The following is a 22,843-nucleotide window of genomic DNA, read 5'->3' as shown; positions in this document are numbered from 1 at the left end:
CTGTGTGGTTTCTAACCACATTGTTTGGTTGACGCTGACCTTGCGAAATCTGTGAACTCAATGAAGATCCTTGTGGAACACCCTGTGGCGAGGGAGCTTGCTCCCGCTTGGGTGCGTAGCGCCCACAAGAAGGGGCCGCTACGCGACCCAGCGGGAGCAAGCTCCCTCGCCACAAAGGGCCTCCACAGGAAAGCCCATTTCAACGGTTGTTTATGCGCCCTTGGCCGACGGCAGTTTCGATACCAGGCGCAGCGACACGGTCAGCCCTTCGAGCTGGTAGTGCGGACGCAGGTAGAACTTGGAGTTGTAGTACCCCGGGTTGCCTTCGACTTCTTCGACGATCACTTCGGCGGCAGCCAACGGGTGCTGGGCCTTGGTGGTCTCGGTGGAGTGCGCCGGGTCTCCGTCGACGTAGTTGAGGATCCAGTCCTGCAACCAGCGCTGCATCTCGTCCTTCTCTTTGAAGGAACCGATCTTGTCGCGCACGATGCACTTGAGGTAGTGGGCGAAACGGCAAGTGGCGAACAGGTACGGCAGGCGCGCCGCCAGGTTGGCGTTGGCGGTGGCGTCCGGGTCGTCGTATTCGGCCGGTTTCTGCAACGACTGGGCGCCGATGAACGCGGCGAAGTCGGTGTTTTTCTTGTGCAGCAGCGGCATGAAACCGTTCTTCGCCAGCTCCGCTTCACGGCGGTCCGAGATGGCGATTTCGGTCGGGCACTTCATGTCCACGCCACCGTCGTCGGTCGGGAACGTGTGGGCTGGCAGGTTTTCCACTTCACCGCCGGACTCCACGCCACGGATGCGCGAGCACCAGCCGAAGTGTTTGAACGAACGGTTGATGTTCACCGCCATCGCATAAGCGGCGTTGGCCCAGGTGTACTTGGAACTGTCGGCACCGTCGGTGTTTTCTTCGAAGGCGAAGGCTTCCACCGGGTCGGTCTTGGCGCCGTACGGCAGGCGCGCCAGGAAGCGTGGCATGGTCAGGCCGATGTAGCGCGAGTCTTCCGATTCACGCAGCGAGCGCCAGCCGGCGTATTCCGGGGTGGTGAAGATCTTGGTCAGGTCGCGTGGGTTCGACAGTTCCTGCCACGAGCCCATGCCCATCACGGTCGGCGATGCCGCCGCGATGAACGGGGAGTGCATGGCCGCGCAGACTTTCGACAGTTCGCCCAGCAGCTCGACATCCGGTGGCGACTGGTCGAAGTAGTAGTCGCCGACCAGGCAGCCGTAAGGCTCGCCGCCGAACTGGCCGTATTCTTCTTCGTACATCTTCTTGAAGATCGGGCTCTGGTCCCACGCGGTGCCCTTGAATTTCTTCAGGGTCTTGTGCAGGTCGGTCTTGGAGATGTTGAGCACGCGGATCTTGAGCTGCTCATCGGTCTCGGTGTTGTTGACCAGGTAATGCAGGCCACGCCAGGCGCTTTCCAGTTGCTGGAAGTCGGGGTGGTGGATGACCTGGTTGACCTGGGCGGTGAGCTTGGCGTCGATGGCGGCGATGATCGATTCGATCGACTTGATGGCGTCGTTGGACACCAGGTCAGTCTGCGCCAGGGCCTGTTCGGCCAGGGTACGCACGGCGGTCTCGACGGCTTCGCGGGCGCGCTCGGTCTTGGGTTTGAATTCTTGCAGCAGCAGGGACGCGAACTCGCTGGTTTCTTCGGTTGCGCCCAGGTTCTGCACGCCTTCGCGGGCTGTATTGTCAGTCATGATCATTGGTCCTGTGCTGGCTTCGGCGCGCTCGCCAGGGCCTGCAACAGCGCTGGGTCCTTGATCGCCTTCATGATGATTTCTTCGGCGCCGGTCTTGCCGTCCATGTAGGTCAGCAGGTTGGCCAACTGGGTACGCGCTTCGAGCAATTTGTTCAGCGAATCGACCTTGCGGGCCACGGCCGCCGGGCTGAAGTCGTCCATGCTTTCGAAGGTCAGGTCCAGGCTCAGGTTGCCTTCGCCGGTCAGTTCGTTAGGCACATGAAACGCCACGCGCGGTTGCATGGCCTTGAGGCGCGAGTCGAAATTGTCGACGTCGATCTCGAGGAACTTGCGATCGGCCACTGGGGCCAGAGGTTCGGCGGGCTTGCCGGCGAGGTCGGCCATTACCCCCATGACGAAGGGCAACTGGACCTTTTTTTCGGCGCCGTAGAGCTCGACGTCGTACTCGATCTGCACTCGAGGCGCGCGGTTGCGCGCGATGAATTTCTGAGAACTTTGCTTCGCCACGTTGCTGCTCCTGGTCGCTTGAGCGACGGTGTTGGCGTCATCGGGGGTGCCGGTGACGTGACTGCGTGATCCGCTCGCTTTTTATTCGCTGTCTGGGCCGCGCAGGTTTTCAAATTGACTCATGCCGTCGGGAATCAGGTTGCGCACGATGGCCGCGAAGTCGGCGTGCACCAGATTCTTGGCCCGGTTCAACAGCACCGGCAGCGGGCTGGAGGGCTCATGACGGGTGTAGTAAGCGAGAATCCGGTCCAGGCTGCGCAGCACGTCGTCGCGGTTGTTGATGTCGCCGCTGACGGTGCTGGTGCTGTTATTGGTGTTGCGCGGTGAGCCTGTGACATTTGCATGCTCACTGGGCGCTGGGCTGTTGTCGCTGACGGAATCGGCCTGGGCGCTGTCGCCACTCTGCGGGGCGAACTGGCCGAGAATCTGCAGGGCCATCTTCAACGGTTGCTTCAACGGGCCGAGGTCCACACCTTGGGCGGAACCGACCTGGTCGCTGACCTGCTGTTCGATGGTTTCGGCGGCGCTGCGGGCTTCCTGCAGGGCGGCACGGATGATTTCCAACTGTTCGGGGTCGCTGTCGAGCAAGGCCCCGGCGAGCTGTTCGGCACCGAGGTTCTCATCCGGGAAACTTTGCAGGCCGCTGGCGTTGGCGGCGGCGCGCAGGCTGACGGCGCCGAAGGTCCGCGAGCGGACCAGGATGCTTTCGCGCAGCAAGCGAATGGTGACGTCGGACGTCAGGCCGGCGAGGGCATTGATGCGCACAGTGGGGTCGTTGTCGTCATCGGCGTCCAGGCGCGGATGCAACTCGGGCCAGTATTGCTTGAGCAGTTCGCTGATCAGCGTCAGCACACGGGCCATGCCCGGCAGGCCTTCGAGGGCCAGGGAGCTTTGCAACAGGAAATGGGTGATGCGCAGGTCTTTGCTGCGTTGCAGCAAGTCCAGGCTCTGCTGCTGGATGCTGCGCCACTCAGGAGGCTCGGCAGGCAAGATCGAATCGCCCATGCTGCGCTCGGGCTGGCCCCGAGAGTCGCGTTCCAGGCGCAAGAAATCCGCGTCATATTCCAGATCTTCACCGCACGGCGAAGTCGCGGAAACGGCGGCGAGCAACAAAGGCACATCCACTTGGATCGATCTCCCTATCACCCGCTGAAGAAGTCGGGCAGTTCACACGCAAGTTTCGGATGAAACTCGCATGTTCCTTGACGGTAATGGCCTTTTAAATCCTAAGTGATTTTAAAGTGCCATCATCTATATTCAAGAAGTTGTGCATTTTTGGTGTAGTACTTATCGCTTGTCAAGGTAAGCTATTTCACCAGTGTAGCCCCTCTGTAACAGTTGTGATGCGCTTAACAGCCTGCTCGACCCATCGGTCGAAGCGGCAACTGACGTGGGGTTTTTGTCATGCAAGCCGGTTATGATCAGCAATCATGCTGGCAAAAAGCCGTTTCGCGGTGGTTGGCAAGGTTGTTGGTGGGTAGTCAGGGCCTCAATCCTCACTTCACCCGCCCGCGCGCGAAGTATTCAGCAAGGAGGCAAGATGCCGCTGTGTTTGACTATCACTAGTTATCACAAGATTACCCCGGGCCAGTGTTCTGAAAAGTCCATGGATCAGGGGGTGATGGCAATTGGCCGTAATTCCGATAATGACTGGGTATTGCCGGACCCTGAGCGTCTGGTTTCCGGCAAACATTGCGTTATCCAATACAAAGATGGGCGTTATTACTTAACCGATAACAGCACTAATGGTGTGGAATTGGTCAGGGCCGGTGTTCGCCTGCGCAAGGGCAACAGCGAACCCCTGCAAGACGGCGAAGTGATCCGCATCGGTGATTATGAAATCCAGGCGCGCGTCGATTTCAGCCTGCCAGTCACCGACAGCAACCCGTTCGCCGAATCGCCCAGCACTTTCGAGGCCTTGATGGGGCGCCAGGGCGCCGCGGTGCATGCGCCATCGCCGATTCCAGTGGCTGCGCCTGCGCATTTCCAGGGCGGGTCGGCCATGGACACCCTGCCGGACCTGTTCGATTTCTTGAGCCCGAGCAGTGTCCCGCCGGCCACCCAGCCTGACCATGTGCCGGCCGAGCAGCACAACTTCCGCCCGCCGACGCCGATTCCCCGACCGAGCCCGCCGCCCGTGGTGGAGCCGGTGATACCGCCGTCTGCCTCAATGATTCCGGACGACTGGGACCCCTTTAGCGACAAGCCGGTGGCGGTGGCCCCGCCGCCCGTGACCCCGCCGCCTGTGCCGCTGCCGCCCGTGGTTGAGCCGGTCGCGACGCCTGCCCCGCAGGCTCCGCTCGCCGACATTTTTGCTGAAATCAGCGCACCGCCGCCGGCCCCCGTGCCTGAAGCGTCGGTCACCCGCGTCGAGCCCCCGGTCGCACCTCCGGTTGCTCCGGTTGCTCCGGTTGCTCCGGCTGTCCCGGCCGAGGCCGCCCAACCCGACTTGCTGCAAGCCTTCCTGCGCGGTGCCGGGCTGGACCAGTTGCGCCTGGACAAGGCCAACGCCGAAGCACAGATGGAAAGCATCGGGCGCAGTTACCGGTTGATGGTCGAAGGCCTGATCGATGTATTGCGCGCCCGCAGCAGCCTCAAGGGTGAGTTCCGCATCCAGCAGACGATGATCCAGCCGGTGGAAAACAACCCGCTGAAATTCGCCCCCAACGTCGATGAGGCCCTGTTGTTGCTGTTGCGCCACGGCAATCAGGCGTTCATGGCCCCGGACGCGGCGGTGCGTGACAGTTTCGATGACTTGCGGGCCCACCAACTGGCGGTAATGGCTGGTGTGGAAGCGGCCATCAAGCATTTGCTGGGGCGCTTCGAGCCGGCGCAACTGGAAGAACGCATGGCCAAGCCCGGTGGGCTCTCGGGTATTTTCAGTGGCTCGCGACAGGCCCAGTACTGGCAGCAGTTCACCGAGCTCTACAGCAACATTTCCCGGGAAGCCCAGGAGGATTTCCAAGACCTGTTCGGTCGCGAGTTCAGTCGCGCCTACGAAGAACACAGCACACGACAGCGACGCCGTTGAGCGGCGCCGTCCTATAACAATATTGATCAGCCAACAACGGATAGCTCAAACGTCATTGAGGACGCAGGATGATTCCCAGGTTTTTACTCGCAGTCGCCACCGCGCTTCTGCTGACGGCGTGCGCCAAGGATGCGGCCAACCTCCAGCCCGAAGAAGCTGAGGCCGACACCGCCGCCATCGAGTTGCATTTCCATGCCATTGCCGGCCTCAACCCCGGCGCCACCGGCCAGCCGGCCCCGGTCCGGGTGCGCATTTTCGAACTGAAAAATGCCGCGACCTTTGGCCGTTCCGATTATTTCGCCCTGGCCGAACGGGCCCAGGCCACGCTGGGCGCCGACCTGATCGACCAGGACGAGGTGCTGATCCAGCCCGGCCAGCAATTGAGCCTGCAACGCGACCTCGACCCGGCCACGCGGCATATCGGAATACTGGTGGGCTATCGCGAACTGGACCAGTCGCTGTGGCGCACGGTGATGAATGTCCCGGCGCGCGAATACACCGAATACCAGATCAGCCTCGATGTGCGCGCCGTGCGCAGCGCCGTCGTTGTCCCCCCATCCAGCCCTGCCCAATAAGCAAACGGAGCCCCCATGTCCTGGAACAATCGCGTGGTCTGGTCGGAAGGCATGTTCATTGGAACGCAGCACTTCCAACAGCATGACCGTTACCTGGAAAACCTCATCGACGCACGCAGCCGCCCGTTGTCGGCCGGCGCCTGGGGTTTTTCCGAATTGCTGATCGACCAGGGCCTGCTGGCTCAGGGCAAGCTGGCGATCATCTCGGCGCGCGGTCTGTTGCCGGACGGTACGCCCTTCAACATTCCCCAGGATGACCTGGCGCCCACCCCGCTGAACGTCGATGACAACCTGCGCGATGGCCTGGTGTACCTGGCCCTGCCGCTCAAGCGCGCCGGCGCCCGGGACACCGTGGACGAAGGCGAAGACCTCGGCGCTGCGCGTTATGTGAGCCAGGTGTGCGAAGTGCGCGACGACAACGCACCGTTCGAAAACCGCGCACCGGTGGCCCTTGGCTCGCGGGCGCTGCGGCTGCTGACCGAACAGGATGGCATCGGCGACTACGCCGCCATCGGTGTGGTGCGCATCAAGGAAAAACGCGCCGACCGTGCCCTGGTGCTCGACGACACCTACATCCCGCCACTGCTGGATGTCATCGCCTCCAAACCGCTGGCGGCGTTTCGCAGTGAACTGCTGGGCCTGCTGCATCAACGCGGCGAAGCCTTGGCCGGGCGGGTGGTGGCGTCCGGCGCCGGTGGCGCCTCGGAAATTGCCGATTTCATGCTGTTGCAACTGGTCAACCGCGGCCAACCGCTGATCCAGCACCTGAGCCAGTTGAGCCCACTGCATCCCGAGCGTTTCTACAGCGAGCTGGTAAGCCTGGCCGGGGAGTTCTCCACGTTCACCGCGTCCGGGCGACGACCGCAGCCATACCCGCCCTACCAGCACGATGACCTGGCGCTCAGCTACGCGCCGGTGATGCAGGCCCTGCGCGAAGCCCTGTCGATGCTGATCGACAGCAAGGCGACGCCGATTCCGATTGTCGAGAAAGCCTACGGCATCCACGTGGCGATGCTGGCCGACAAGACCCTGCTCGACAGTGCCAGCTTCATCCTGGTGGTGCGCGCCGACGTGCCGGCCGAGACCCTGCGCGGCCGCTTCGGCCAGCAGAGCAAGGTCGGTTCGGTGGAGCACATCCGCGATCTGGTCAACCTGCAACTGCCGGGCATCGGCCTGCTGCCGTTGCCGGTGGCGCCAAGGCAGCTGCCGTACCACGCCGGCTCCACTTACTACGAGCTCGACCGCGGCAGCGATCACTGGCAGCAGCTGAGCAACTCTGGCGGCTTCGCATTCCACATCGCCGGCCAGTTCCCAGGGCTGAACCTGGCCTTCTGGGCGATCCGAGGATAAATCGCGATGAGTAACGACGATCGTACCCAGTTCATGCCGACGCCCGGTGGCCGTGGTGGAGATCCCTTCCGCCCGGACGCTGGCCGGCCACAGCCGACGCCTGCGCCTGCACCGCTGTCGATGCCAGCCGCGCCGGTCCTGACCGGCAAGGCCGAGGGCCTCAACCCGTTGGAAAGCGCCGCCGGCCCGCTGTTGGCGCTGCTGACGCGCCTGCGCAACACCATTGCTCACCCGGCGCCGGCCAGTTTGCGCGCACAACTGCTGGCTTACCTGCGCCAGTTCGAAGAGCGCGCCGAGGCCGCCGGTGTGGTGCGCAACGATGTGTTGCTGGCCCGCTACGCCTTGTGCACCGCGCTGGACGAAGCGGTGTTGAGCACGCCGTGGGGCGGCACCAGCGATTGGGGCAAGCAAAGCCTGTTGATCACCGTGCACAACGAAGCCTGGGGCGGCGAGAAGGTGTTCCAGTTGCTGGAGCATTGCCTGCAAAGCCCGCGCGAGCGCCTGTATCTGCTGGAGCTTTTGTACCTGTGCATGTGCCTGGGTTTCGAAGGGCGCTACCGGGTGATGAACGACGGCCGCAGTCAACTGGAAGCGTTGCGTGAGCGCACCGCCGCCGTCATCCGCAGTGCCCGTGGCGATTACGAGCGCGAGCTGTCGCCGCACTGGCGCGGTGTCACCGTGGCCCGTGATCGACTGGCGCAATTCATGCCGCCGTGGATCGCCGTGGCCATCGGTGCAGCCCTGTTGCTGGCGCTGCTGTTCGGCCTGCGCATGAAGCTGGCCTCCGATGCCGAGCCGGTGTTCAAGAACATTCACTTTCTGGGCGAAATCCCGGTACAGACCATCGACCGCCCCGTGGTGCAGCCGAAAGTGGTCGAGCGCCCACGCCTGGCAGGCTTTTTGGCTGATGAAATCCGCGCCAACCGGATTGCCGTGGAAGACGCCGTCGACCGCTCGGTGGTGACCATCCGCGGCGACGAACTGTTCGCCTCGGGCAGCGCCAGCATCAAGGACGACTTCCAGCCGCTGATGCTGCGCATCGCCGATGCGGTGCGCAAGGTCAAGGGCCAGGTCCTGGTCACCGGGCACAGCGACAATCGGCCGATTGCCACCCTCCGGTTCCCGTCCAACTGGGCGTTGTCCGAAGCGCGGGCGCAATCGGTGCTGCAAATTCTTTCGGCCAAGACCGGCCAGCCCGAGCGCTTCAGCGCCGAAGGCCGCAGCGACACCGAGCCGTTGGCATCCAACGCCACCCCAGAGGGGCGTGCGCGCAACCGTCGGGTTGAAATCACAGTATTGGCGGAGGGGGTCGAGTGAAGGCGTTTTTCAGTTTTATGACCCGCTGGGTCATCCCATTGCTGGGGCTGATCGCCCTGAGCCTGATCATCTGGTTCGTTGGCCCGCTGCTCGATTGGCTGGTGCCCGAAGGCCGCCGCTGGGCGTTGATCATCCTGGTGTTCGCGGTATGGATCGCCTACCGGGTGTTCCGCATCATCCAGGCGCGCCGTCAGGCCGCCGAAGTGATGCGCAGCCTGGCCGCGCAAACCCCACCGGACCCGACCAGCATCGCCACTGCCGAAGAGCTCGAAACCCTGCGCCAGCGCATGGACGAAGCCTTGGCCCTGCTCAAGAAAGCCAAGCTGGGCGGTGACGAACGGCGCAACCTCTATGAACTGCCGTGGTACGTGATCATCGGCCCGCCGGGTTCGGGCAAGACCACCGCGCTGGTCAACTCCGGGCTGCATTTCCCCTTGGCCGCGCAACTGGGCGCCGGTGCGGTACGGGGTGTCGGTGGTACACGCAATTGCGATTGGTGGTTCACCGACCAGGCGGTCCTGCTCGACACCGCCGGGCGCTACACCACCCAGGACAGCGACGCGACCATCGACAAGGCCGCCTGGCTGGGCTTCCTGGGGCTGTTGAAAAAACAACGGGCCCGGCGCCCGATTGACGGCGCGTTCATCGCCATCAGCCTGTCCGACCTGCTGTTGGGCAGCGACGCCGAGCGCGCCGCCCATGCCGCCGCAATCCGCCTGCGGATCCAGGAGCTCTACACCCAACTGGGCGTGCGCTTCCCGATCTACCTGATGCTGACCAAGCTCGACCTGGTGCCCGGGTTCATGGAGTATTTCGATACCCTGAGCAAGGAAGAGCGCGCCCAGGTCTGGGGCATGACCTTCGCACTGGACGATGGCAAGAGCAGCGACAGCCCGCTGGCGCACCTGCAAAGCGAATTCACCGGCCTTGAGCAGCGCCTCAACGACCGCTTGGTGGAGCGCCTGCAACAAGAGCGCGACCCGGCGCGGCGCGACCTGATCTACGGCTTCCCGCAGCAGTTCGGCGCCCTGAAGGATTGCCTGCAAAGCTTCCTCGAAGGCGTGTTCAAACCCAACGCCTTCGAAGAGCGCGTGTTGCTGCGCGGTGTGTATTTCACCAGCGGCACCCAGGAAGGCAGCCCGATCGACCGCCTGATCGGTTCCATGGCCCAGAGCATGAACCTGGACCGTCAGCACCTGGCGCGCCAGACCGGCACCGGGCGCAGCTACTTCATCGAAAAACTCTTCACTGCCGTGGCCTTCGCCGAGCGCGGGCTGGTGGGCGTCGATCCGAAAGTCGAGCGGCGGCGCAAGTGGATCGCCCGCGGCGTCCTGGCCTCCACCGTGGTGTTGGTGCTGGTGGTCAGCACGTTGTGGTGGGTCAGCTACCGCGCCAACCAGGCCTACATTGCCCAGGTCGATCAGAAGGTCGCGCCGTTGGGACAAACCGTGCAGAACCTCAGCCCGGCGCAACGGGATGTGCTCGCGGTGTTGCCATTGCTCAACGCCGTGAAACACCTGGCCGACGACGCCCCGAGCTGGGCCGAAGGCCTGGGCCTGTACCAGGGCGACATGCTCGAAGCCGAGTCCGGCAGCGTCTACCGCAAGCTGCTGATCGCGGTGTTCGCGCCACGCTTGCTGACGCGCATCGAAGAGCAGCTGCACAGCGGCGGCAATTCGGATTTCCTCTACGAAGGCTTGAAGGCCTACCTGATGCTCGCCGACACCGAGCATTACGATGCCGACTTCATCAAGGCCTGGATCGCCCTGGATTGGGACCGCAGCCTGCCGCGAGACTTGCCAGCCGAGCAGCGCCAGGCCCTGACCGCGCATTTGCAGGCACTGTTCGAACGGCGTCCGCCCCTCGCGCGCCTGGACCAGCGCCTGGTCGAAGACCTGCGTCGCCAGTTGCAGCAATTGCCGGTGGCCCAGCGGGTCTATGACCGGATCAAGCGCCAGAAACTGCCCGAAGGCATCCCGGACTTCCGCATCAACGAAGCCGCCGGGCGTGACGCGGCGCTGGTGTTCAGCCGCAAGAGCGGCAAGCCATTGGGCGAGCCGCTGAGCGGGTTCTTCACCGTCAAGGGCTACCGCCAGGGCTTCTTGCTCACCAGCCTGAGCCAGACCGGCACCCTGGCCGAAGAGCAGTGGGTGCTGGGCTTTGAGCAGGCCGATCAGCAGAACGTCGCCAGCCTGGCCGCCGATGTACGTCGCCTGTACTTCCAGGATTACCTGCGCCAATGGGACGCCTTGCTGGCCGACATCGACTTTGTGCCGATCACCAGCGTGGCCCAGGCCGCCGATGTGCTGCGGGTGATTTCCGGTCCGACCTCGCCGTTGAAAAAGCTGTTGGTGGCGGTGGCGAAGGAAACCGACCTGCAACAGGATGAACGCCTGCTGGCCGCCCAAGGTGCGCCGGTAGAAGGCGGCGTGGACAAACTCAAGGAGCGCCTGGGCAGCTTGCTCGGCCAGGAGCAGGCGACGCAAAACGCACCGGCGCAAAGCGATGACCCGATCACCGCGCACTTCGCCGAGCTCAACAGCATCGTCAGCAAAAGCGAAGGCGAGCCGGCGGCCATCGATGGCTTGCTGGCCGACATGAACGCTTTGTACGTGCAGGTCAGTGCCATGGTCGGTGCCAGCGGCGACGCCTTGCTTGGCGAAGCCAAGAACCAGGCCACGGCCGCCGCTACGCGCGTCAGCCTCAACGCCGAACGCCAGCCGCCGCTGGTGCAGGGTTTGGTCAAGTCGGTGGTCAACTCCACCACCAACAGCATGATGGGCGGGGTGCGCAATCAACTGAACGCCGCCTGGACCAGCGAAGTGGTGAACATCTATCGCCAGTCCCTGGCCGGGCGTTATCCGATGTCGCCAGGCAGTGCGCGGGACGCGACCCTGGATGATTTCGGCCAGTTCTTTGGCGTCGGTGGGGTGATGGACAACTACTTCCGCAAATACCTGCAACCCTACGTCGACACTTCGACGCCGACCTGGCGCTGGCAGCCGGGCGCGGCGCAGAAGCTCGGCATCGCCCCCGGCGTGCTGCAGACCTTCCAGCGCGCGGCGACCATCCGCGATGCGTTCTTCCGTTCCGGTGGCACGCAGCCGATGGTGCGTTTCGAGCTCAAACCGGTGGCGATGGACTCGACCATCACCCAGTTCCTGCTCGACCTCGACGGCCAGCAGTTGAGCTACGACCACGGCCCGAGCCGCCCGACCGCCATGCAGTGGCCGAACCCGGGGAGCATCGGTGTGGTGCGGATCTCGATCATGCCGCCGTCGTCCAATGGTCGCTCCGGCATCACCCTGGACGGGCCGTGGGCCTGGTTCCGACTGCTGGAACAATCGGACCTGACCGCCGGCAACTCGCCGGACCGCTTCAACCTGCGGCTGCGGGTCGATGGTGCCAGCGCTTCTTACGAGCTGCGGGCCAACAGCGCCTTCAATCCATTCAAGAGCCGGGTGCTCAGCGGCTTCAGCCTGCCGGAGCGGCTATGAGTACACCGGGCTTCTATGGAAAGTTGGCCAGCCGCGGGGATTTCGTCAGCCGTGGCTTGCCCCAGAGTTTTATCGGCCCGTGGGATTCGTGGTTGGCGGCGGGTTTGCTCGCCAGCCAGACCAGCCTCGGCGAGCGCTGGCTGGATGCTTATCTGGTCAGCCCGCTGTGGCGCTTCATGGTCGCGCCGGGTGTGTGTGGCCCGGACGCCGCCGTCGGGGTGGTGATGCCGAGTATTGACCGGGTCGGCCGTTATTTCCCGCTGACCGTCGCGGTGCTGCTGGAGCCCGACGCGGACCCGGCGTCCGTGGTGGGCGGTGCGGACGAGTGGTTTGAGCGGGTCGAGAACCTGTTGCTGAGCACGTTGAGCGTGGAGGCCAGTTTCGAGGCGTTCAACGAACAGCTGGAAACCCTCGGTAGCCCGATGCACCTGCCGCGCACGCCGAGCAGCCGTTTCGCCAGCCTGCATCGCTTCGACGCCACCGACCCGCAGCGGCGCATGAGCGCCCTGGCCGAGGCGGCCTGCGAAGGCGCGAGCCTGTGGTGGGGCCAGGGATCGGAACGCATTGCCCCGGGTTTGATGCGCTGCCAGGGATTGCCGGCGGCGGCTGATTTTGCGCAATTTTTGCTCGGCCAAGAAGGTGTTGTGTAGATGCGTCCAAGTGCCGGAAAAGCAATCAAGTCTGCAAGCAAGAGCCATGTCGGGATGGTCCGCCAGGTCAACGAAGACGCCTGCCTGGACCTGCCGGAAAACGGCCTCTGGGTGGTGGCCGACGGCATGGGCGGGCACGCGGCGGGCGACTACGTCAGCAGCCTGATCGTCGACAGCCTGCGCGGCATTGCCGTCGGGCGTTCGCTGGACGAATACGTCGCGGCGCTGCAAAGCGACCTGCTGCGGGTCAACGCCGCCGTGCGGGAAGAAACCGCCAACCGTGGCGTGACGATGATGGGCAGCACCGTGGTGGTGTTGGTCGCCCGCGACCTGCGCGGCATGTGCCTGTGGGCCGGTGACAGCCGTTTGTACCGCTTGCGCGACGGCGTGCTCGAAGGCATCTCCCGGGACCACAGCTACGTCCAGGATCTGCAGGACAGCGGCCTGCTCAGCGAAGCCGAGGCGCGGGTGCACCCGCGGGCCAACATCGTCACCCGGGCCATTGGCGTCGAGGCGCAACTGAACCTGGCGCTGACCGAGCTGCTGCTGGTGCCCGGCGACAGTTACCTGTTGTGCAGCGACGGGCTGACCAAGACCGTCGAAGACGATGAAATCCGCGAAGTATTGAGCCACGACGAGCCCGGCGAAATCGTCAGCAGCCTGGTGTCCCTGGGCCTGATGCGCGGCGCGCCGGACAACATCACCGTGGTGGTCGTGAAGGTGCCGTCATGAGCTTGACCCTGAACATTGTCATCCCCGGCTACGACATCGAAGGGCCGATCGGCGAAGGCGCGATGGCCAGCGTGTACCTGGCGACCCAGCGTTCGCTGGAACGCAAGGTGGCGTTGAAAGTGATGGCCGCCGCGCTGGCCGCCGACCCGACCTTCTGCGAGCGTTTTTTGCGCGAAGGCAAGACCCTGGCGCGCCTGTCGCACCCGCACACCGTCACCATCCATGACATCGGCAACGTCGGTGAGCTGTATTACATGGCGATGGAGTACCTGCCCAACGGCACGCTCAAGGAACGCATCGCCGCGGGCCTGACGCCGGAGCAGGGCCTGACCTACATCCGCCAGATCGCCTCGGCCCTGGGCTATGCCCACGGCTTGGGCCTGGTGCACCGTGACGTCAAGCCGGCCAACATCCTGTTCCGTGCCGATGGCACGGCGGTGCTCTCGGACTTCGGTATCGCCAAGTCCCTGGACGACCGCACCCAATTTACCCAGGCCGGTTTCGCGGTCGGCACGCCCAGCTACATGAGCCCGGAACAGGCCCGTGGGCAGGATATCGATGGCCGCGCCGACCTGTACGCCCTGGGCGTGGTGCTCTACGAAATCCTCGTCGGCAAACTGCCGTATACCGGCAACGACGCACTGTCCACGGCCCTGGCGCACCTGACCGAACCGTTGCCGGAACTGCCGGTGCACCACGGGCGTTACCAGGACGTGCTGCGCAAGCTGCTGGCCAAGGATCCGGCGGAGCGTTTCCCGGATGCGGCGGCGTTGCTGCGGGCGCTGGATAACCTGCCAGACGAGTCGGCACAAGCGACGTTGATTCGGCCGTTGTCGTTGCAACTGCCGGAGACGCCGAAACCGGTGGACGACTTGGCGGGTTTGACGCCCATGTCCATCGACATTCCCAGCGGCCCGGCTTACTCACCACCGCCGCCACAATCGCAGCCAAAGCCCGTTGCGCCGCCGATAAAACCGACGGTTCAATCCTCGGTGTCGGAGCAACGCAAGGGCCCGGTGTTCGCCCTGGCCGCCGTTGCGGTCGCCGTGGCGCTGGCGTTGGGTGGCGCGGGTTATTGGTGGTTGTCCGGTGATGACGGTAAAGAGGTGAAGACCCCGGTGGCCACGACCACCTCGGTCAAGCCACCGGAAGTGAAGCCGCCGAAGGCGCCGGAAGTGCCGGCGATCAAACCGCCTGTTGTCCCTGCGGCTCAGCCACCCGTGGCGACCGAGGCCGATGGCGGCCAGCGTCCGCTGTTGATGGCGGGCAAGAAAACCCTGTTCCAGCGCGTGCTCAGCAAACCGGGGGCGAAGCTCGCCGACGCGCCGGGCGCGGCACCGGGCAAGGCACTGCCGGCGTTTTCCGTGCTGTACGTGTATCAGCGCAAGGACGTCGACGGCGGTTCGTGGGTACGAGTCGGTGCGGCCACTGACGGGCGCAGCGACGGCTGGTTGCCCGCCGCCCAGGTCAGCGACTGGAAGCAGAGCCTGGTGCTCAAGTTCACCGAACGTTCTGGCCGTGCGCCCGTGATGTTCCTGCGTCAGCCAGGCGACGTGGAAAAGCTCCTGGCTAACCCATCGGCGGCCAAGAACGTGTTGCTCAAGGCCCAGCAGAGCCCGCAGGACGACCAGCAAGTGCTGGCCCTGGAGCCGGCCGCCAGCGCCGTGCCGCAAAGCCAGTTCTACCTGTTGCCGATCTTCGATTCCCGCGAGAGCCTCGATGAGAACGGCCAGCCGGTGCAGTTGCTGAATGTGGCGTCGATCGATCCGGGCAATACCCCCAAGGCGTCGAGCAACACGCCGATCACCACCGCCAACGCCGACGCGTTCCGCACCGCCGTGGTGCTGGTAGTGGACACTACGGTGTCGATGCAGCCTTACATCGACCAGGTGCGCGACGTGGTCCACGAGCTGCAAACCCGCATTGCCGAGCGCGGCGAGTTGGACAGCGTCAGCTTCGGCATGGTGGGGTTCCGCAGCAGCATCAAGAAAACCCCGGGCCTGGAATACGTCGCCAAGACTTTGATCACCCTGGAGCAGGGCCGCGACCCGCAACGCTTCATGGAGCTGGCGCGCCAGATCAAGGCATCGACGGTGTCGAGCCATTCGTTCAACGAAGATGCGTTTGCCGGGGTCATGGAAGCCGTCGAAGGCATGGACTGGTCCGGTTACGGCGGGCGTTTGATCCTGTTGGTCACCGACGCCGGGGCCCTGCGCAAGAACGATCCATTTGCCGCCACGCAAATGAACGAGGCCGAAGTGCGCCAGGCCGCACTGGGCAAGCAGATCAAGATCTACGCCTTGCACCTGCTCAGCGACGCCGGGAAGAAAACCCACGCCGGTGCCCAGAGCCAGTACCGCACCCTGACTGCCGACGCCAACCCGCAGATCGGCGATCTGTACATTCCGGTGCCGGGCGCCGATGTGCGCAAGTTCGGCGAGCGCGTCGACGAGATCGGTTCGGTGTTTGCCGACCTGGTGCATCAGGTGCGCAGCAACAAGGCGCAAAGCGTGCCGCTGTTGAGCGCCGCGCCGAGCCTGGCGGATAAATCGGCGGCGGTCGGCTACGCGATGCACATGGACTTTTTGGGGCGTAAATCCGCCAGCCAGGCGCCACAACTGGTCAGCGCCTGGACCGCCGACCGCGACCTGACCAACCCGGCGCTGCCGGCGTTCCAGGTGTGCGTGATGCTGACCAAGCTGCAACTCAACGACCTGCAGCAATCGCTGAAGCTGATCGTCGACGCGGCCCGCAAGACCCAGAGTTCGCCCAAGGACTTCTTCCAGGAAATCGCCAGCGCCAGTGCCTACATGAGCCGCGACCCGTCGGCCCTGCGCAAGGGCGGCAACCTGGCCGACGGCGGCATTCTGGGCGAGTACCTGGAAGGGCTGCCGTACCGCAGCAAGTCGCTGAACATGACCCAGGACCTGTGGTTGTCCTTGAGCGTGGCCGAGCAGGAAGATTTCATCGACGAGCTGGATTCGAAAATCCGCCTCTACGAAACCTTCCACAACGACCTGGCGAACTGGGTGCGTTTCGGCGATGCCGAGCCGGGTGACGCCTTGTACCGCGTTCCGTTGTCGACGCTGCCGTGATGCTGACCCTGAACGCAGTGCATAAAAGCCGGGGCACCGGCAGCCAGCGCTACAGCCTGGTGATTCCACGGCTGCACTTGCGCGGCGGTGAACAACTGGCGGTGGTCGGCCCCAGCGGCTGCGGCAAAAGCACCTTGCTCGATCTGCTCGCGCTGGTGCTGGCGCCGGATCAGGCCGGGCAGTTCGACTTCACGCCCGCCAACACACCGCTGGACATCGCCAAATTGTGGCGTGGGTCGCAACAAGGCACCTTGGCCGAGCTGCGCAGTCGTTACCTGGGTTATGTTCTGCAAACCGGCGGCCTGTTGGGCTTCCTGGATGTGCGCGGCAACATCGCGTTGTCGCGCAAATTGCTGGGCTTGAAGGATGACGCAAGCGTGACGCGCCTGGCTGGGCAGTTGGACATCGCCGATCAACTGGACAAGAAGCCGGCGGACTTATCCGTCGGCCAGCGCCAGCGGGTCAGCTGTGCCCGGGCGTTGGCCCATGGGCCGCGCCTGCTGCTGGCCGATGAACCGACTGCCGCCCTTGATCCGCTGAACGCCGAGCGCGTCATGCAGTTGCTGGTGGCCCAGGCGCGCGAGCACGGCGTGTGCTGTGTGGTCGCGACTCACGACGAGGCCCTGGCTCGTGCCAGCGGTTTGCAGGTGCGGCGCATCAGTTGCCGTCGCGATGTCGACGGCGGTGTCACCGCCACCCTCGGGGAGGCTTGCTGATGCGTGGCGCGCTGGTGGCCTCCCTGGCCTGGCAGGATTACCGCAACGATGCCTGGCTGTCGGCCTGCTCGGTGCTGGCGTTGGTGGCGGTGGTGGCGCCGTTGCTGGTGCTGTTCGGACTGAAATTCGGTCTGGTCAGCAGCCTCACCGAACGCCTGCAGAACGACCCGGCCACCCGGGAAATCATCCCCTTGGGCGGCGGTCGCTTCAGTGCCGAGTTCGTCGAGCAATTGAGCCAGCGCAGCGACGTGGCTTTTGCCTTGCCGCGCACCCGTCAGATCGCCGCCACGGCGGATCTGAGCAGCGATGCTTCGGCCGTCACGGTCGAGATGATTCCCACCGCGGCCAACGATCCCTTGTTCGAGCATTTGCCGGTGCCGCAAGGCCTGGATCAAGTGGTGCTCAGCCAGACCGCCGCCGAAAAGCTCGGCGCCAAGGCCGGCGATTGGGTGCAGGCCAGTTTCGGTCGGCAGGTGGCCGGTCGCAGCGAGGCGCAGCGCACTCGCGTGCAGGTCTTGCACGTGCTGCCCCTGCAAGCCTTCGCCCGCGACGGCCTGTTTGCACCGCTGGCCTTGCTGGAGGCCGCCGAGGATTACCGCGATGGCCGCGCCGTGCCCGCGTTCGGCTGGCCGGGCGATGCGGTGAGTGTGGCCGGGCAACGGGTCTACCCGGCGTTTCGTTTGTATGCCCGCAGCCTCGGCGACGTCGAGCCGCTGCGTCAGTATTTCGCCGGGCAGAACCTATTGGTCTCGACCCAGGCCCAGACCATCGCACAAGTGCAATCGCTGAGCCGCAATCTGTCGATCGTGTTCTGGATCATCGCCGGGTTGGCCTTGGCCGGCGCGTTCGCGGCGATCTTTGCCGGCGCCCTGGCGGCGGTGGAGCGTAAGCGTCGGGAGCTGTCAGTCTTGCGCCTGCTGGGGGTTTCCACAGCGGCGCTGTTGCTGTTCGTGGTGTTGCAGGCGCTCTACAGCGCCACCTTTGCGGCCCTGCTGAGTGCCGGCTTGTATGGCCTGGCGCAGTCGGGCCTGAATTATTTATTTGCACAGATGCCCGGCGAATACGCCAGTCATCTGTTGGTGCGTCACTACACCTTGGCCCTGGTGGCCGTGCTCGGCGTCAGCGCTGTCGCGGCGGCTTGTGGTGGCTGGCGGGTGGCGCGCATCCAGGCGTGTGAAGGAATTCGCGATGTATAAGTTATTGGGCGCCGCCGTGGCGTTGAGCCTGGCCAGTTTGGCCTGGGCCGATGAAGGCACCGACAAGTTGGACAACCCCAAGCCGTTGCCCGATGACGTCAGCCTGCCGCTGCCGTGTGAAGGGCAGATGGTGTTCCGCTACGTCTACATCCTCGCCCAGGGCACCCTGGACGACCGCGAGATCAGCCTCGGTTACCCGTTCAGCGAAGGCGAGGCGGGTTATCAGCAGTCGTTCATTTCCGGCTACCGGCGCGACTTCATCAACGGCCAGTTCACCCTCAAGGACCTGCCCAAGGACTGGAACACCACCATCACGCCGTTGATGCCCAAGACCGACGCCAAGACGCCGCTCAAGCCGATGTTGTACTTCATCGGCAAGTACGAGGTCACCGCGCGCCAGTACGCCCAGGTCATGGCCCAGGCGCAATCGCTGGCCAGCGGCGAACCGGCCCCGGCCTGCGAAACCTTGCAAGCCGATTTGCCCCAAGGCGTGGCCGGGCGCTTGCCCAAGGTGAAACTGTCGAAGTTCGAGGCTGAGCGTTTCTCGGCGGTGTACAGCGCCTGGCTGATGAAGTACCACAAGGACCTGCTGCCGGTGAGCGGTCGCGGCACCTCCGCCGAAGATGGCGGGCTGGGTTTCGTGCGCTTGCCAACGGAAGTCGAGTGGGAATTCGCCGCCCGCGGCGGCCAGGCCGTGAGCCGTCAGGATTTGGAAGGGCGCCTGTTTCCGCGGCGCCTGGAAGGCAGTGAAAGCGACGGGCCGCTGGCCGATTGGGCGGTGTTCAACCAGGTCGCCGGTGGCACCGGCCAGGCGGCGCGGTTGATGCCCATCGGCACCAAGCTGCCGAACCCGATTGGCCTGTTCGACGTGGTGGGCAACGCCGCCGAGATGGTCCAGGAATCCTTCCAGTTGGTGCACGCCGGTCGCCGCCAGGGCGCCTATGGCGGCTTCGTGGTCAAGGGCGGCAACTACCTGGAAGGCGAGGGCACGCTGTTCACCGGCATGCGCCGCGAATACCCGTTGTTCGCCGCCGACGGCACCGAGCAGAGCAACGAAACCACCGGTTTTCGCGTGGCCGTCGGGGCGTTGTCGGCGCCGCGTTCGCGCTACAAGGAGTTGTTCGCCCAATGGCAGAAAGAGGGCCGGCTCGCGTCGCTGACCGATGCCATCGACGACGCCGACGACCCGACCAAGCGCCTGGACAGCATCATCGCCGCCAGTGTCGATCCGCGCCTGCAAGCCGAACTGGGCCTGGTCAACGAAGAACTCAAGCGCAACGTCTCGCTCATCGCCCAGCAGCGCGAAGAAGCGGCGGGCAACCTGATCCAGTCGTCAGCCTTGGTGGCCGAGACCGTCAACAACTACAACATTCGCCTGACCAATCTGCAGAACAGCCGGCAAGCCGCCCTGGACGCCAAGGACGAGGCCAGCGCCCAGCTGTTTGCCACAGCCATCGACAATGGCCGCAGCGCCTTGGACGGCGCGGTGGCGATTTACATCGACAACCTGGCCACCGGCACGCGTTACACCGATGCGGTGATCCAGGCGCAGTTCCAGCGCATCAAGGAAGAATTGGAGCGCAAGCCGGTCCTAGGCAAGAGCCTGGTGGCGCGTGCAACGTTATTCGTTCGTCATGTCGGGGATTATCGTCAGCAAAAACGAGCCGACCCGGCGGCGATATTGAAGGAATTGCTCGCATCGAACGCTCAGCGGTCTTGAGTGTTCGTTGTCAGCGAGCTTGGAAGGGACTCAGGCGGCAATGGGGCTGCGCTGAGCTGGTCAACACTTAAACGAGAACACCACTATGCTTTTCTCCCGTAAACCTTTTGCTTCGGTTTCCAAGCGTCACTTGCTGATGGTCGCTGTCGGCTTCAGCACCGTACTGACCGGCTGCGCCACGTCGCCGACTTCCAAAGTCGCCTCGAGCACCAAGGTCGAGTACTACCCGAACTGCTACGAGCCGGTGCAGCACTTGCGCTCCACCGAAGGCAACATGACCAAGTCCGTGGTTACCGGTGCGGCTGTTGGCGCGGTCGGCGGTGCGCTGCTGGGCGTTCTGACCGCCGATAAGGAAGACCGTGGCCGCAACGCCGCCATCGGTGCCGCGGGCGGTGCCCTGGCCGGTGGTGCTGCCGGTTACTACACCGAGCGCCAGAAGCAGATCGCCGATGACAACCAGCGCATCGCCTCCTACGCCGCCGACGTCAACAAAAGCGTCTCCGACATCGACCGCAGCACCGCCTACGCCAAGACGTCGCAGCAGTGCTACCAGAACGCGTTCAGCAAACTGGTTGCCGACCGCAAGGCCAAGACCGTCAACGACACCGAAGGCCGCAAGCGCCTGGCGGAAATCGTCGCTGGCCTGAAAGAGTCGAACGACCTGATTGTCGCGGTCAACGGCAAGGCCTCGGAAGATCTGAACAACTACACCCAGGCCTATGAGAAAGACCTGCAGCAGGTGGGTGTGCAGCGTACTGACGTGGTGACTGTGGCCACTGCTGATACCACGCCGGTCGTGGCTCAGACCACCAACAAGAAAAAGAACAAGATCGTGCAGCCGGCCAAGAAGAAAGACCTGCCAGTCGTGCCGAAAGAAGCGGTGACCACCGAGAAAACCCTGCAGACCGCCAAGGCCAAGCAGGATGAGAGCAAGCAGGTTGCCAGCGCGGGTACCACTCAGGTCAATAGCATGTGCAAGAACCCGGACCTGGGTGACTGGGCACCGGTTCCTTGCCCGAATGTTTGATTGAGTGAGGGCTGCTGATCATTGGTCAGCAGCCAAAACTTGTGGGAGCGAGCTTGCTCGCGATAGCGTCCGTTCAGTTGGCATCCATGTTGACTGACCCGTCGCTATCGCGAGCAAGCTCGCTCCCACAGTTGTTTTGTACTGGCTGAAATATCTGCAACACCCCGGGGCGGGCCTGCTCGCGATGGCGCCAGCCCAGACAACCCATAACCCGTGGCGAGGGAGCTTGCTCCCGCTCGGCTGCGCAGCAGTCGCAACACCGGCTCATGCGGTCCGGCTGAAAAAAAGCAGGGGCCTGCTTCGCAGGCCAGCGGGAGCAAGCTCCCTCGCCACGTTGGGTTTGTGTGGAGTCGAAATTAACGCTCGACCAAAGTCCCTGTGGGAACGAGCCTGCTCGCGATGGCATCGGCTCAGCCTGCATCAATGCCAGCGCTACACCTTGGCGTCAGGCGCCGCCATCCCCTTGTTTTCCAGATCATCTAACGCCCGCTCGACCAACAACTGCACCCCATCGGCCATGCGACTGATCGCTAGGGCCACGCAACGGCGTGAGTCGTCGACGTCGTCAGCCAGGTCGGCGGCGATGGTGCTGATGGACAGCAGGTCTTCGGAGGCGTTGGCCAGCAGGGTTTCGGTGTCGATGTGGGGGGCGACGATGAAGAGCTGGTTCTTGTCGGGTTCGGGCGGGGAGGGTTGGGGGTTGAGGTAGTAGTCGAGGGCGCGGGTGGCGGCGTCTTCGAGCTTTTTTTCTTCCTGCGCTTGGACGCGGGATTTGTGGCCGTTTTGCGGCGGATTAGGTGATGGCTTGACCATAGTTGTACTCCGAAGTTTTCAGGAGCCAACACCGCTTCGCTTGCACAGTCGAGAGAGGTGGCAGCTATGCATAGGTGTGCAAGACCGGTCGGAGTACCCGGCAGACCCGAAGATCTCCCATACACAGCTGCCATAACGATTCGCGAGCATAAAAAAATGCCCGATGAATTGCCATCGACAATTGTGTCCTCCGCCGGACTTGCACGTCCGTGTCACCGTTTTTTGCGATGACGAACAAAGGTTAGCGGCGCACCAGAGCCCTGCCTAGTTCATGAACAGCCCGGCGTTTTGAAGGAAATATCCGAGGAGCAAGAGAGCAAAAAGGTCAAAAGATCGCAGCCTTCGGCAACTCCTACGGAAATGGGTGTAGGAGCTGCCGAAGGCTGCGATCTTTTGACTTTTTGTTTTGTGACTTGGCAGTCATCTTTCGCGAAAATAGGCTTATCTTCCGACAAAGCGATCCGATGATGGCGTTCCGCCGAAGAATCGCTAAACTGCCCGCCATTCATCTTTTTCTCACGAGGCGGTGCCCATGAAATTTCGTTTTCTGCTGTGGATGCTGGGGTGGTTGATGGGCAAGGCCAGCCGGACCAATCCGGCGTTCCAGCAGCAGTTGGGCGACAAGGAGCTGGTGTTCCAGCTGCAAACCCTGGACGGCAAGGTCGCCCGGCATTTCACCGTGAAAAACCAGCGCATCACCAGCCAGTCCGGCACCTACCCGGAGCCTGCATTCGCCATCGCCTTCAAGGACGCCGCCTATGGCTTCGCCACGATGCAGGCCAAGAACAAGCAACTGGCATTCATGACGGGGATTCAGGACAAGTCGATCCAGATCAAGGGCAACCCGGCGCTGGTGATCTGGTTCCAGGGCCTGACCAAGTACTTGAAACCGAAGAAGGCCAAGGCCT

At 63.8% G+C, this 22,843-nt stretch carries 17 protein-coding genes; 13 read left to right on the top strand and 4 right to left on the bottom strand.

Going from position 1 to position 22,843, the window contains the following annotated elements:
* Positions 1–210 precede the first annotated feature (210 nt).
* The 3 genes from tssC to tssA all read right to left on the bottom strand — a co-directional run bounded on the left by tssC (position 211) and on the right by tssA (position 3,341).
* A complete protein-coding gene (tssC, locus tag V7773_RS27200; protein WP_063323773.1) occupies positions 211–1,707 on the bottom strand; it encodes a type VI secretion system contractile sheath large subunit in 1,497 nt (498 codons plus the stop codon).
* A 2-nt stretch (positions 1,708–1,709) separates the two neighbouring features.
* A complete protein-coding gene (gene tssB / locus V7773_RS27195) occupies positions 1,710–2,216 on the bottom strand; it encodes a type VI secretion system contractile sheath small subunit (RefSeq protein WP_003177230.1) in 507 nt (168 codons plus the stop codon).
* Between the two features lie 81 nt (positions 2,217–2,297).
* The gene (gene tssA, locus V7773_RS27190; protein WP_336076183.1) at positions 2,298–3,341 is read right to left on the bottom strand and encodes a type VI secretion system protein TssA; all 1,044 of its coding nucleotides are present in this window, start codon (positions 3,339–3,341) and stop codon (positions 2,298–2,300) included.
* A 415-nt stretch (positions 3,342–3,756) separates the two neighbouring features.
* Here tssA and tagH point away from each other — a divergent pair, with 415 nt between their 5' ends.
* The 12 genes from tagH (at position 3,757) to tagQ (ending at position 21,122) form a co-directional block, all read left to right on the top strand.
* Positions 3,757–5,247: a type VI secretion system-associated FHA domain protein TagH gene (gene tagH, locus V7773_RS27185; RefSeq protein WP_336076182.1), complete on the top strand. Its 1,491-nt coding sequence runs from the start codon at positions 3,757–3,759 to the stop codon at positions 5,245–5,247.
* Positions 5,248–5,315: 68 nt separating this feature from the next.
* Positions 5,316–5,822, top strand: a complete 507-nt coding sequence (gene tssJ, locus V7773_RS27180) for a type VI secretion system lipoprotein TssJ (protein WP_336076181.1) — start codon at positions 5,316–5,318, stop codon at positions 5,820–5,822.
* A 15-nt stretch (positions 5,823–5,837) separates the two neighbouring features.
* Positions 5,838–7,172, top strand: coding sequence for a type VI secretion system baseplate subunit TssK (gene tssK / locus V7773_RS27175; protein ID WP_336076180.1), 1,335 nt, complete (start codon positions 5,838–5,840; stop codon positions 7,170–7,172).
* A 6-nt stretch (positions 7,173–7,178) separates the two neighbouring features.
* Complete coding sequence (locus V7773_RS27170) at positions 7,179–8,489, top strand: DotU family type VI secretion system protein (RefSeq protein WP_063323777.1); 1,311 nt, start codon at positions 7,179–7,181, stop codon at positions 8,487–8,489.
* On the top strand, positions 8,486–11,986 hold the full coding sequence (tssM, locus tag V7773_RS27165) for a type VI secretion system membrane subunit TssM (protein ID WP_336076179.1): 3,501 nt from the start codon (positions 8,486–8,488) through the stop codon (positions 11,984–11,986). The genes V7773_RS27170 and tssM overlap by 4 nt, the downstream gene beginning before the upstream one ends.
* Positions 11,983–12,636 carry a type VI secretion system-associated protein TagF gene (gene tagF / locus V7773_RS27160; protein ID WP_063323779.1) on the top strand — a complete coding sequence of 218 codons (654 nt, stop codon included), beginning with the start codon at positions 11,983–11,985 and terminating at the stop codon, positions 12,634–12,636. Before tssM ends, tagF begins: the two co-directional genes overlap by 4 nt.
* Entirely contained in the window at positions 12,637–13,368 is a 732-nt protein-coding gene (locus V7773_RS27155; RefSeq protein ID WP_072348199.1) for a PP2C family protein-serine/threonine phosphatase, read from the top strand. It abuts the gene before it with no gap.
* Entirely contained in the window at positions 13,365–16,463 is a 3,099-nt protein-coding gene (locus V7773_RS27150) for a serine/threonine-protein kinase (protein ID WP_336076178.1), read from the top strand. Before V7773_RS27155 ends, V7773_RS27150 begins: the two co-directional genes overlap by 4 nt.
* On the top strand, positions 16,463–17,179 hold the full coding sequence (locus V7773_RS27145) for an ABC transporter ATP-binding protein (protein WP_336076193.1): 717 nt from the start codon (positions 16,463–16,465) through the stop codon (positions 17,177–17,179). The genes V7773_RS27150 and V7773_RS27145 overlap by 1 nt, the downstream gene beginning before the upstream one ends.
* Positions 17,179–18,375, top strand: a complete 1,197-nt coding sequence (locus V7773_RS27140) for an ABC transporter permease (RefSeq protein ID WP_336076177.1) — start codon at positions 17,179–17,181, stop codon at positions 18,373–18,375. The genes V7773_RS27145 and V7773_RS27140 overlap by 1 nt, the downstream gene beginning before the upstream one ends.
* The gene (locus V7773_RS27135; protein ID WP_092148322.1) at positions 18,368–20,095 is read left to right on the top strand and encodes a formylglycine-generating enzyme family protein; all 1,728 of its coding nucleotides are present in this window, start codon (positions 18,368–18,370) and stop codon (positions 20,093–20,095) included. Before V7773_RS27140 ends, V7773_RS27135 begins: the two co-directional genes overlap by 8 nt.
* Before the next feature lie 85 nt (positions 20,096–20,180).
* The gene (gene tagQ / locus V7773_RS27130) at positions 20,181–21,122 is read left to right on the top strand and encodes a type VI secretion system-associated lipoprotein TagQ (RefSeq protein WP_063323785.1); all 942 of its coding nucleotides are present in this window, start codon (positions 20,181–20,183) and stop codon (positions 21,120–21,122) included.
* Positions 21,123–21,554: 432 nt separating this feature from the next.
* On the opposite strand, the gene V7773_RS27125 is transcribed toward tagQ, so the two are convergent.
* Positions 21,555–21,935, bottom strand: a complete 381-nt coding sequence (locus V7773_RS27125; protein WP_336076176.1) for a DUF6124 family protein — start codon at positions 21,933–21,935, stop codon at positions 21,555–21,557.
* Positions 21,936–22,467: 532 nt separating this feature from the next.
* Between V7773_RS27125 and V7773_RS27120 the strand changes: the two genes are divergently transcribed.
* Positions 22,468–22,843 (top strand): helicase (locus tag V7773_RS27120; RefSeq protein ID WP_336076175.1); only part of this gene is annotated, 376 nt, incomplete at its 3' end.

This window comes from Pseudomonas sp. 3JA, from assembly GCF_036961705.1.
Classification (GTDB): Bacteria; Pseudomonadota; Gammaproteobacteria; order Pseudomonadales; family Pseudomonadaceae; genus Aquipseudomonas; species Aquipseudomonas fluorescens_Q.
The sequence above is the reverse complement of the archived record's forward strand: the minus strand, read 5'-3'. Positions and strand labels throughout refer to the sequence as shown.